Annotated in this window: 14 protein-coding genes and 1 pseudogene; 9 read left to right on the top strand and 6 right to left on the bottom strand. The window is 63.0% G+C overall.

The genetic code is table 11. The features are described from left to right. From J0L98_RS20095 to J0L98_RS20070, 6 genes are all read left to right on the top strand, one after another. The coding region (locus J0L98_RS20095) for a hypothetical protein (protein ID WP_296413816.1) at positions 1-207 on the top strand (207 nt) is incomplete at its 5' end. Continuing rightward, positions 204-698: a hypothetical protein gene (locus J0L98_RS20090; protein WP_296413814.1), complete on the top strand. Its 495-nt coding sequence runs from the start codon at positions 204-206 to the stop codon at positions 696-698. The genes J0L98_RS20095 and J0L98_RS20090, both read left to right, overlap by 4 nt. Beyond that, positions 695-889 carry a hypothetical protein gene (locus tag J0L98_RS20085; RefSeq protein ID WP_296413811.1) on the top strand — a complete coding sequence of 65 codons (195 nt, stop codon included), beginning with the start codon at positions 695-697 and terminating at the stop codon, positions 887-889. Before J0L98_RS20090 ends, J0L98_RS20085 begins: the two co-directional genes overlap by 4 nt. Continuing rightward, the gene (locus tag J0L98_RS20080; RefSeq protein ID WP_296413809.1) at positions 883-1,167 is read left to right on the top strand and encodes a helix-turn-helix domain-containing protein; all 285 of its coding nucleotides are present in this window, start codon (positions 883-885) and stop codon (positions 1,165-1,167) included. The genes J0L98_RS20085 and J0L98_RS20080 overlap by 7 nt, the downstream gene beginning before the upstream one ends. Continuing rightward, on the top strand, positions 1,167-1,352 hold the full coding sequence (locus tag J0L98_RS20075) for a hypothetical protein (RefSeq protein ID WP_296413808.1): 186 nt from the start codon (positions 1,167-1,169) through the stop codon (positions 1,350-1,352). The genes J0L98_RS20080 and J0L98_RS20075 overlap by 1 nt, the downstream gene beginning before the upstream one ends. A gap of 174 nt (positions 1,353-1,526) precedes the next feature. After that, complete coding sequence (locus J0L98_RS20070; protein WP_296413807.1) at positions 1,527-1,979, top strand: hypothetical protein; 453 nt, start codon at positions 1,527-1,529, stop codon at positions 1,977-1,979. 197 nt (positions 1,980-2,176) lie between these two features. On the opposite strand, the gene J0L98_RS20065 is transcribed toward J0L98_RS20070, so the two are convergent. From J0L98_RS20065 to J0L98_RS20045, 5 genes are all read right to left on the bottom strand, one after another. Next, a complete protein-coding gene (locus tag J0L98_RS20065; protein WP_296413806.1) occupies positions 2,177-2,527 on the bottom strand; it encodes a hypothetical protein in 351 nt (116 codons plus the stop codon). A 69-nt stretch (positions 2,528-2,596) separates the two neighbouring features. Next, a complete protein-coding gene (locus tag J0L98_RS20060) occupies positions 2,597-3,241 on the bottom strand; it encodes an HGGxSTG domain-containing protein (RefSeq protein ID WP_296413804.1) in 645 nt (214 codons plus the stop codon). After that, positions 3,238-3,750 carry a hypothetical protein gene (locus J0L98_RS20055; protein WP_296413802.1) on the bottom strand — a complete coding sequence of 171 codons (513 nt, stop codon included), beginning with the start codon at positions 3,748-3,750 and terminating at the stop codon, positions 3,238-3,240. The genes J0L98_RS20060 and J0L98_RS20055 overlap by 4 nt, the downstream gene beginning before the upstream one ends. Positions 3,751-3,783: 33 nt before the next feature. Continuing rightward, positions 3,784-4,368, bottom strand: a complete 585-nt coding sequence (locus tag J0L98_RS20050; RefSeq protein ID WP_296413800.1) for a hypothetical protein — start codon at positions 4,366-4,368, stop codon at positions 3,784-3,786. After that, positions 4,368-4,628: a hypothetical protein gene (locus J0L98_RS20045; protein ID WP_296413799.1), complete on the bottom strand. Its 261-nt coding sequence runs from the start codon at positions 4,626-4,628 to the stop codon at positions 4,368-4,370. Before J0L98_RS20045 ends, J0L98_RS20050 begins: the two co-directional genes overlap by 1 nt. Positions 4,629-4,775: 147 nt before the next feature. Here J0L98_RS20045 and J0L98_RS20040 point away from each other — a divergent pair. Further along, a pseudogene (locus J0L98_RS20040) lies at positions 4,776-5,081 on the top strand (phosphoenolpyruvate carboxykinase domain-containing protein); the annotation flags it as partial. Between the two features lie 87 nt (positions 5,082-5,168). Next, on the top strand, positions 5,169-6,332 hold the full coding sequence (locus J0L98_RS20035) for a pyridoxal phosphate-dependent aminotransferase (protein ID WP_296413798.1): 1,164 nt from the start codon (positions 5,169-5,171) through the stop codon (positions 6,330-6,332). A 137-nt stretch (positions 6,333-6,469) separates the two neighbouring features. Here the strand turns inward: J0L98_RS20035 and pepN are convergent, their stop codons facing one another. Beyond that, positions 6,470-9,160 (bottom strand): aminopeptidase N, encoded by a 2,691-nt coding sequence (pepN, locus tag J0L98_RS20030; protein ID WP_296413797.1) that lies wholly within the window; start codon positions 9,158-9,160, stop codon positions 6,470-6,472. A gap of 146 nt (positions 9,161-9,306) precedes the next feature. Here pepN and mnmD point away from each other — a divergent pair. After that, positions 9,307-9,998, top strand: a 692-nt coding sequence (gene mnmD, locus J0L98_RS20025; RefSeq protein ID WP_296413796.1) for a tRNA (5-methylaminomethyl-2-thiouridine)(34)-methyltransferase MnmD, incomplete at its 3' end; no start/stop codon positions are given.

Genomic DNA, 9,998 nt, shown 5'->3' with positions numbered 1-9,998 from the left:
GCCTTTCTCAATCCGCTGATTGGTACATCCGCGGCGGAGACCTGTACGAAGATGGAGCCGGTCATTGCCCTGCTGCATGAATTGTTCGACCGCAATCTCGTGAGCGAAGACATGACCCCCGGTATCGCCAAGGTCGTGCAAACCGTATGGGCTGCCATGCAGTACGAACGCGACATCGCCGAACAATCTCAAGGAGAGACAGCATGACCACATCCATTACCCGCCGCCTGCGCCTTGTCGGTAGCGAGGAAGCCCGGGCCAAGGGCAAAGCCGAAGCGCAGAAACTGCTCGCCGAGGCGTTACTTGCCGTTGAGGACCGCACGCCGGCCGATGCCATCTACACCGCCCTGATCGAATTTATCGCCTTGGCCCATGACAACCGCCACGAAGAATGCAACGAGCGCCTGAAGGGCTTCTGCGAGATTATGGGGCCGGCGCTGTATCGCACTCAGGCATTGGAAGCCAAGTGCGCCCTGCTCTCGGCATCTCCGAACCAAACCGACCGGGTACCGCAGGCCTCCATAGATGAACAGCATGCCGTGCATGCGGCAATTGCCACCTGTAGCCAGGTATCGGCTGGCCGGATCATCGCAGCCAATCCGAACGACGATGACGCGATTGTGACCCTGTGCGAATTGCAGATGGCCGTTCGGGCGCTGGAACCGAAATTCACTGAAACTGAGGGAGGCGAACTGTGAGCAATACCACCCAAAACCCGCTGCTCGACGAAGCACCGGAAGACACGGCCAACAACGTCGCCGACGTGCTCGAATTTCTGAGCGTCTCGCTCGTCGTGCTGAGCAAAACGGGGATCTCGCCGGCGGTTGCCTCCGGCATGTCTCACGTTTTGGGCTGCTGCGCCAGCGCATTGAAGGGTGTCGAATGCTGAAGACCAACAGCCCGATGATCATCATGACCGAGGAAGAACTTCGGCAGATCATTTCCATGGCGGCAGCGCAGGCCGCCGAGGAAGTCATCAAGCGTTTGCCGTCGTCCTGTTCAACGCCCAGGCCGCCCCATGTTACCCAGGTGCAGGCCTGCGAAATGCTCGGCATGTCACACCCGACAGTGCGCAAGATGATCCGGACCGGGAAGATCAAGCTGAACGACGCCGGGTTGATTCCGATCGTTGAGATTGATCGCGTGTTGCAGCCGAGGAATGCGTGATGCCTGAACGTACCCCTCGCCAGATCTACGCCGGACAGAAACGAAGCCTAGCCAGCATCCAGAAGAAGCTTGAGGCATTGGCTATCCAGTGGGCTGACGTCGACAACGGCACCATGTGGGCTCTGCAAGAACTGGCCGACAAGGTTGAGGCCACGTCCAACGAGATTCATGAATTCGTAGAATGACTGCCTGCCACGGCCACACTGAGTAGCTGCGATGGAGGTGACGAAGGCCTGAGCGTTTCACGAAATCCAAGACACCAAGCAAATGCGCACAGAAACCGCAAATGCGCATCTAATGTTGACGATGCGCATCGTTTTGCTAAAATGCGCATATCAACACAGCGCGGTAATCAATCAATGGCACGGATCAATCTCTCGATACCGGATGAAACCAAAGATCAGATGGACAGATTTTCCGGTGAAAACTGGTCGAAAGTTGCTCAAGACGCATTTTCGACTCGTCTGAATATTCTGAAACTGAAAGGAATTGACATGGAAGCAGCAGGCATTGAACGCCTTCGTGCATCAAAGGCAAAAAACGCTGAACGTGAGTACGCCCAATATTTTGAAGAAGGAAAGCGTTGGGCCCTGGAAGATGCTGAGTACGACGAAGCCAAGAGCGTTGCCGAATGGGACGATGTAGGGGAATTCACGGCAGACTCGGTGATTGCATCTATCCTTGGAGACCTCAATTCGGATGTCTATCTTAGACGCATGAAGAAAGAGGGAATATTTGGCCAGCACGAACCTAGCGATGCAGCGGTTGATGGCTTTGTTGCCGGCGTCGCAGCAATTTTTGAGAAGATTTAGGTTATCCCCCACCCCGGCCACGCGCCGGGGTTTTCATTTCAGGCCCGACAAAACGCCCCCATCAGAACTGAGAAATCCGGCGCCTGCCCTCGCCATAATCAGATGGTATTTCAGCAGCCTGTTAGAGCAGAAATTCTTAGGGTGATCTTAGGGTTATCCATCAGGCGTGAAGCTTCTACACCAATTTTGAAAGAGCGCTACCCACGGCAAAACGCCCCCATCAATGCCGCGAAATCTGGCGCCTGCCCTCGCTCGACAACGCGATACAGCGTCACCGTGTAGCTCTTGCCCTGCAGGCGTTGGCCAGCGCTCGCTGGATATGGCCGTGACGCCTCACCAGCCGGGGCGACGATCTTGCGTTTCAACAGCCAGGACAGTGCGGCGCGAACCGAGTATTCATCCACGCCCACAGCCTCAGCAATATCCCTTGTCGTGAATTCGCCGCCTTGCGCCATCACCGACTGACAGACAATTTCAGCAGTGCTGCGCCGTGGTGCCGGATGGCGGTCAAGGGTTGTGACATTGCGGATGATCTGCTGCTGGCTCATGGCGGCCCCCGGTGGCGTTGAAAGCCAGTATTTTCGGGTCCCAGCCAGTAAGGAGCCCTGTCGCCAGATTCAGACCTGATCGAAATCCAGGAAGCCCGGACAGGCGCCAGCAGTGGGCATGCTCGGGATAATCCGCTTGGCAACCGCCAGGCATTTACCGCCGCCGGCAAAGTTCGTGCAGCGCTCGCAGCTTGGCGAACCCTGAACGTCTTTCAACACCGTAGGCGCTTCGGGAACCGCTTCCTGTATTTCCCTGCCCCTTGGCAAAACCTTGACATCGGACGTGGGCACCGAAGCCAAAACCACCACGGAAAATTTCGCCGAAACTACACTTTTCTCAGTGTCCGTGACTTCGGTTTTCGGAGCGGCATCGAGAATGGCCACATCTGACAACACCCTAGCCGAAACCTGTGCATCTGGAGTCTTAGGGTTATCTTGGGGTTCTATGACTTGGGTTTTCTGAACAGGCGTGGCGACAGTCTCAACTGTCTCCAGAGTTATCCCGATGTTACCCTCGCCATGGGATTGGGTTTCTCTACCATCCTTGCGCGGCCGCCCACCTTTGCAGCCGTTGATTCGCGACTGCGCCTTGCCGGCCTCAGTCTTCGGGCCAGTGGCTAGGCCCCCATGCCATTTGCAGCGCCCATTTTCATAGGTGGCGAGCTGCTTGCACGGGGTGCCATCCTTCTTGATGGCGCCGCAGGGCTCGGTCATGCTGCCAGGCCACTACCAGCGGGATAGCGTGCCAGCACCGCCGCCGTGTCGGCTTCTGGTGGCATGCCAAGCTCACGACGCGCTGCCAACACGTCCCGGCGCTCTTGGCAGTCATGGGATGGCAAGTTTCCGATCGCGATTTTGCGCAGGGCCTCCAGCCGTTCAACTTCCTTCTTGTTCGCTGCCCGCTTGGCTGCTTGTTGCGGCGACACTGCCGGCACCTCGGGGTGCCAGTCGGCAATCGCCGTGGGCGCCTCGCCGACGATGTATTCCAGCCGCTGGGCAAGATCCCGCCGGGATCGCGTGAGCACGACCACATCGCCGTGCGTTGGAAAGGTGGCAACAAGCTTCACTGTGCCTTCCAGCTTAAGATCGCGCTCGAAATCGAACTGGCAGTTCTGCCCGTTGGCCCAAAGGTCGGGGCGCAGCTGATAGGCGATCGCTGGGCTCATGACGGCGAATCCGCTGGCGGCGATGGCCTGCGCGGCATACCAAGTTGATCTGTTCATTGTGCTTCTTCCTTGTGTGGTTGATGACTTCGGTTATTTCTTGGCGGGCGCCACGCCCTGGTGTTTTTCACGACCAATGATCTGAGCCGGCGTCCAGCCCGAGCGAATGCGGTGAAGAATGGCTTTGGGCGATACACCAAGCCGGCCGGCGATTTCTTTTACGGTCAGCACGCAGCCGTCGACCACCACTACGGCCGGGCGCTTGGGTGCCGGTACTGGTGGCGTCTCCTGCGGAATGCCCAGGCGGTGACGCTTGTGGATTGTGGCGCTGCTGGGAAGCTGGGGAAGCCTGGCAGCCTGCGCGATGGTCATCCGCTGCCCATGCACGGTAACGTGTTGGCAAAATGCCCGCCGGTTCTGCTGCTCGTTGCGGGTTGTCCAGATGCAATTGCCTGGCTCAAAATCCTTGGTGACATCCAGGCGCGCCAGCCAGGTAGAGCGCCGGCGATCGGGGGCAGCGCCGATATCCTTGAGAAACCGCTCGAAGTCATCACGCCATGCCTTCGCCACCCCGATCCCCTTGGCCCCATAGTGTTTCCACCCTGCGCTTTCAGGGTTGTAACAACGGTCCAGAAGATTTCGCCAAACCAGATGCTCCTTAGCATAGGTGCCGCCCATCACTGCGCCCCCGCGGCTGCACCGGCTTGCACCGCACGACGAGCCCGCTCCTGCTTGACCTGCTCGGCAATGCGGCGAATGTCGGAAAGGCTTTTCGCGCCCTGCTCCCCCTTGGCCAGCAACAGTCGGCCCATCTCGTCACGGACCGGCTCAGGCGTGCTGACACGGTTCCAGGCGTTGGCTGCGGCGTTGAGCAGACCGGAAACATTGCCGGTTGCTGCTGAGCGCGCAGCATTTCCGGCTTCGGTTACAGCCGACATATCCAGATCACCCAGGCCAGCAGCACGGGAGGCAGTTTGCGATCCACGACCAACCGACTCCAGCCCCTTCAGGCGTGCCTCGCGGGCAACGTCCGCAGCGAAGCGGCGGAAGGACTGTTGATCACCGAACAGTTCGCGCAGCTTTAGAAGGGTGAGTTCATGTGGCCCGGCTTCGGCGAGAACATGCGCGTCCTGAAGTGGGTCGTCGATCGCGTCCGTGGTCGCGTCGCCGCCACCGAAAACGCCCTGGGCTGGATGCCCCAGTACGAAGATATCGACTGGACCGGCTCCGACGTCACCAAGGAGGAGTTCGACGCCCTGGTCAAGATCGATGCCGAGGCCTGGAAGACCGAACTGGCCGGCCACAAGGAATGGTTCGACAAGCTGCAGGATCGCCTGCCCAAGCAGTTCATGCTCAAGCGCGAACTGTTCGAGCTGTCCCTGACGGTGTAATTTCGCGGCAGCCACCGGCTGCTCCGGAACTGCAAAAAGCGCCGAGCGATCGGCGCTTTTTGTTTTTTGACTGACGAGGCCCCACCCATGACCCCCATCGCCCGCCGCATGGCCGACATCCAGCCCTTCCACGTGATGGAGATCCTCAAGCGCGCCCACGAACTGGCCGCGGCCGGGCGCGACATCATCCACCTGGAAGTGGGCGAGCCCGACTTCCCCAGCCCGGCACCGATGATTGAAGCGGCCCAAGGTTTTCTGGCCGGTGGTCATGTGCATTACACCCCCGCCCTTGGCCTCACCGCGCTACGCGAAGCCATCGCACGCTTCTACCATGACCGCTTCGGCGCCGATGTCGCCCCCGAGCGCATCATCATCACCCCCGGTGCCTCCGGCGCGCTGATGCTGGCCCTCGGCGTGCTGACCAATCCAGGCGACGAATGGCTGCTCCCCGACCCCGGCTACCCCTCCAACCGCCATCTGGTGCGGAGCTTCGAAGGCCGGCCGGTGCCCCTGCCGGTGTATGCCGACACCCGCTTTCAGCCGCCCCCCGCCCAGGTGAGCGCCGCCTGGACGCCGAACACCCGGGGCCTGATGGTCGCCTCCCCGGCCAACCCCACGGGCACCCTGCTCAGCCTCGACGAGATCGCCGCCCTGCAGCACTGCGTCCAGGCCCGGGGTGGCATCCTGATCGTGGATGAGATCTACCAGGGTCTCAGCTACGGCGTGGACGCCAGCACCGCCCTGTCACGCCTGGATGACGTGTTTGTAGTGAACAGTTTCTCCAAGTATTTCGGCATGACCGGCTGGCGCCTGGGCTGGATGGTGGTTCCCCCGGCCTATGTACGTGAGATCGAAAAGCTCGCCCAGCACTTCTTCATTGCCCCCTCCACCCCCGCCCAGCATGCCGCCCTGGCGGCCTTCACACCCGCCACCTTGGAAATCCTCGAGGAGCGCCGCCACGCCTTTGCCGACCGCCGCAACACCCTGCTGCCGGCCCTGCGTGATATCGGCTTCCAGTTCGCCACCGAGCCCCAGGGCGCGTTTTACCTCTACGCCGACATCTCGGGCCTCGCCGACAGCAGCGAAACCCTCGCCCAACGCCTCATCGAGGAAGCCGGCGTGGCCACCACCCCCGGGCTGGATTTTGGCGACAATGCCCCCGAACGCCACCTGCGCATCGCCTACACCACCGACAAAGCCCGCCTGCGGGAAGCCGCCGAGCGCATCGGCCGCGTACTGCAACAGCGCTGAAGTCTCCACGGCCTCGGGGTCGATCACTCAAACGCCTGCAACGCCGGGGGCGGAAGACGACCCCGATCACCCGAGGACCGCGCTAAACCGTTGCTCCCGGGTTCGGGCTCCGGGAATCACCTGCAGTCAAGTCAGCGTCAGGCCAGCGCCTTGCCGACGATCTCCGCCACATCCGGAGACAAGCCCTCCTCGGCAGCCACCTTCTCCAGCGCCACACGGATCCGCGCCTGGATCTCCGGCGTGAACTTGCGCCAGCCCTCCAGCGCCCGCGCCATGCGCGACGCCACCTGGGGATTGCTGCGGTTGAGGGCGATCACCTGCTCCGCCCAGAAGGCATAGCCGGCCCCATCCTCGCGGTGGAACTCGGCCGCATTGGCCTTGAAGTAGCCCCCCAACAGGGCGTACACCTTGTTGGGGTTGGACAGACTGAAAGCCGGATTGCCCATCAGCGCCCGCACCTGCTCGAGGGTCGCCGGTGCCGACGCCGACCAGCGCCAGGCCCCCGCCTGCAACTGGAACCACTTGTCGAGCACCAGGGCATCGTCCCGGTAGCGTTCGTGGAATGCAGCCAGGGCCTCGATGCGCTCGGGCGCATCGCTCTGCACCAGGGCCGCCAGGGCGCCGTAACGCTCGGTCATGTTGCCGGCGGTCCTGAACTGCAGGCTGGCGAGCTGCACGGCCGTCGGCCCACCCCAGGCCATCATGTAGCGCAGGCACAGGTTGCGCAGGGAGCGACGCCCCGCGTCGGCCGGGTGGTAGCGGTACTCCCCCTCCACCTCCAGGTCCATGTAACGGGTCAGGAAGTCGCCCTGCAGGGCCTGGCCGAGCTCGCGGCTCACGTGGATCAGCGCGGCCCGCAGGGGGGCCGGGTCGGCCGGTTGCATGCGCTCGAGCAGGTAGGTCTCGGAAGGCAGGGCCAGGGTCTCGGCGACAAAGCCCGGATCCAGGCGGTCGTTCACCAGCAGCGCCCGGAAGGCATGGCCGAAGGCCTGAGGCACTTCCAGCCGGCGTCCTGCCGCTGCGTCAGCAGCCAGGGCCAGTACCACCCGCTCCATGTAACGCTGGGCCGCGTCCCAGCAGTTGAAGGGGTCGCTATCGTGGGCCATGCGGAAAGCCAGGCGGGCGTCGTCCTCATCCACCTCGAGAATCACCGGGGCGGAAAAACCGCGCAGGATGGACGGCACCGGCTCGGCGTCGATGCCGGTGAAACGCCAGGTCCGGCTGGCTTCCTTGAGTTCGAGCACCCGGGTAGTGTCGGAAGCACGAACTTCGCCTTCGAGTTGCAGCGGCAGATCGGCGCCATCCGGGCCGATCAGGCCGACAGCCACCGGAATGTGCAGCGCCTGCTTGTCCGGCTGGCCGGCGGTTGGCGGGGTGTGCTGGGAAAGGGTCAGCGCATAGCTGCGGGAGGCCGCATCGTATTGCCCCTCGGCCTTCAGGCGGGGCGTGCCGGCCTGGCTGTACCAGCCCATGAAAAGGTCGAGATCGGCGCCATTGGCCTCGGCCATGCAGCCCACGAAATCGTCACAGGTCACCGCCTGGCCGTCATGGTAGGAGAAGTACAGATCCATACCATTGCGGAAGCCCTCGGTGCCCAGCAAGGTGTGCAGCATGCGGATGACTTCGGCGCCCTTCTGATACACCGTGGCGGTATAGAAGTTGTTGATTTCCTGATAGCTGTCCGGGCGGATCGGATGGGCCATGGGGCCGGCATCCTCGGGAAATTGGCCCGAACGGAGCCCACGCACATTGGCAATGCGCGTCACGGCCCGGGCCGACGCGGCCGCAGCCGGCGTATCGGACGCCCTTGCCATCATGTCGGCCGTGAACTGCTGGTCGCGGAAGACCGTGAGCCCCTCCTTGAGGGTCAGCTGGAACCAGTCGCGGCAGGTGACGCGGTTGCCGGTCCAGTTGTGGAAGTACTCGTGGGCGACCACGCTTTCAACGTTCTCGAAATCCAGGTCGGTGCCCGTATCCGGGTTGGCCAGCACGTACTTGGTATTGAAGATGTTGAGGCCCTTGTTCTCCATGGCCCCCATGTTGAAATCCGACACCGCAACGATCATGAAACGGTCCAGGTCCAGTTCCAGCCCGAACACCTCTTCGTCCCAGCGCAGGGAGTGAATCAGGGAGTCCATGGCATGACCGACCCGGTCCAGGTCACGGGCCTCGACCCACACCTGGAGCAGGACCTCGCGACCGCTCATGGTGCAGACCTTGCGCTCCAGGGCCTTCAGGTCGGCCGCCACCAGGGCAAACAGGTAGGACGGTTTGGGGAAGGGGTCTTCCCAGCGCGCAAAGTGACGGCCACCCGGCAGGGTGCCGGTTTCCAGCAGGTTACCGTTGGACAGCAGCACCGGGCAGGTGGCGGCATCTGCCTCCAGGCGCACGGTGTAACGGGCCATCACGTCGGGGCGGTCGGGGAAGTAGGTAATGCGCCGGAAGCCCTCGGCCTCGCACTGGGTGTAGTAGCCGCCCCGCGACTGGTAAAGGCCCGACAGGGTCAGATTGGCGGAGGGGTCGATACGGGTCACGATCTCCAGCACCACCACGTCGGCGTCCACATCGATCTCCAGGCCGCCCTCCACCGTGCGCACCTGCCCGTCCGCGGGCGCCGCACCGTCGATGCGCACCGACAGGCACGCCAGGGCCTCGCCATACAGAACGACAGGGCCGGCCGCCGCCTGCGGATTGCGCACGCAGCGCATGCGGTTGCTGACCACGGTGGCCTTGGGGTCGAGAACAAAATCCAGATCCACCGTTTCCACCTGATAGGCCAGGGGCTGGTAGGCGTCGCGACGGATGGGGGTGCCTTGCTGGGTGCGCATGGGGAGATTCCTTGTTGTAGCTTTGATTGGGCCGGATTTTACCCCGTGCCGCCGCGGCACCTTTTCTTTGCACCCAAATTTGTTTCCTTGGGCGAAAATCCACAGCCAATCCAGCCGGCCCGCCGGCACGCCCCTCGCGCTATCCCATGCCCCCACCGATCCAGCCCGCCGTTCTGTCCTTCGCCTCCGACGGTACGCCCTACTCCCCGGTCTTCGACGATGTCTATCACACCAGCGCCGGCGGCCTCGGGCAGGCCCGCCACGTCTTTCTTGGCGGCAATGATCTGCCGGAACGCTGGCGGGGCCGGCAGCGCTGGGTCATCGTCGAGACCGGCTTCGGCCTGGGGCTGAACTTCCTCGCCACCTGGCAGGCCTGGCGCGATGATCCCGCCCGCCCGGACACCCTGGATTTCGTGTCGGTTGAAAAGCACCCCTTCACGCTCGACGATCTGGCCCGGCTGCATGCCGCCTGGCCCGAGCTGGCCCCCCTCGCCGAAGCACTCCGCCAGCACTGGCCAGCCCTGCTGCCCGGGATCCACCGCCTCCACCTGGACGGCGGGCGGGTCAGGCTGACCCTCGCCTTCGGCGATGCCCTGAACCTCCTCCCCCAGCTTGAGGCCCGCGCCGATGCCTTCTTCCTGGACGGCTTCTCCCCGGCCTGCAACCCGGATCTGTGGTCACCGGCCGTCTACGCCCAGCTTGCGCGCCTTGCCGCGCCCGGCGCAAGCCTCGCCACCTGGTCGGTGACAGGGCATGTACGGCGCGGCCTGGAGGCGGCCGGCTTTACCCTCGAACGCCGCGCCGGCTTCGGCGGCAAGCGGGAGATGCTGGCCGGCCG

This window comes from Zoogloea sp. (assembly GCF_017302315.1).
Taxonomy (GTDB): Bacteria; Pseudomonadota; Gammaproteobacteria; order Burkholderiales; family Rhodocyclaceae; genus Zoogloea.
This window is presented reverse-complemented; position numbering and strand designations above follow the sequence as displayed.

What these genes read in the sequence shown, in the direction of transcription:
- J0L98_RS20090 (WP_296413814.1), top strand. Translation starts at nt 204, where the DNA reads ATGACCACATCCATTACCCGCCGCCTGCGCCTTGTCGGTAGCGAGGAA.
- J0L98_RS20080 (WP_296413809.1), top strand. Translation starts at nt 883, where the DNA reads ATGCTGAAGACCAACAGCCCGATGATCATCATGACCGAGGAAGAACTT.
- J0L98_RS20075 (WP_296413808.1), top strand. Translation starts at nt 1,167, where the DNA reads ATGCCTGAACGTACCCCTCGCCAGATCTACGCCGGACAGAAACGAAGC.
- J0L98_RS20070 (WP_296413807.1), top strand. Translation starts at nt 1,527, where the DNA reads ATGGCACGGATCAATCTCTCGATACCGGATGAAACCAAAGATCAGATG.
- J0L98_RS20065 (WP_296413806.1), bottom strand. Translation starts at nt 2,527, where the DNA reads ATGAGCCAGCAGCAGATCATCCGCAATGTCACAACCCTTGACCGCCAT.
- J0L98_RS20060 (WP_296413804.1), bottom strand. Translation starts at nt 3,241, where the DNA reads ATGACCGAGCCCTGCGGCGCCATCAAGAAGGATGGCACCCCGTGCAAG.
- J0L98_RS20055 (WP_296413802.1), bottom strand. Translation starts at nt 3,750, where the DNA reads ATGAACAGATCAACTTGGTATGCCGCGCAGGCCATCGCCGCCAGCGGA.
- J0L98_RS20050 (WP_296413800.1), bottom strand. Translation starts at nt 4,368, where the DNA reads ATGGGCGGCACCTATGCTAAGGAGCATCTGGTTTGGCGAAATCTTCTG.
- J0L98_RS20045 (WP_296413799.1), bottom strand. Translation starts at nt 4,628, where the DNA reads ATGTCGGCTGTAACCGAAGCCGGAAATGCTGCGCGCTCAGCAGCAACC.
- J0L98_RS20035 (WP_296413798.1), top strand. Translation starts at nt 5,169, where the DNA reads ATGACCCCCATCGCCCGCCGCATGGCCGACATCCAGCCCTTCCACGTG.
- pepN (WP_296413797.1), bottom strand. Translation starts at nt 9,160, where the DNA reads ATGCGCACCCAGCAAGGCACCCCCATCCGTCGCGACGCCTACCAGCCC.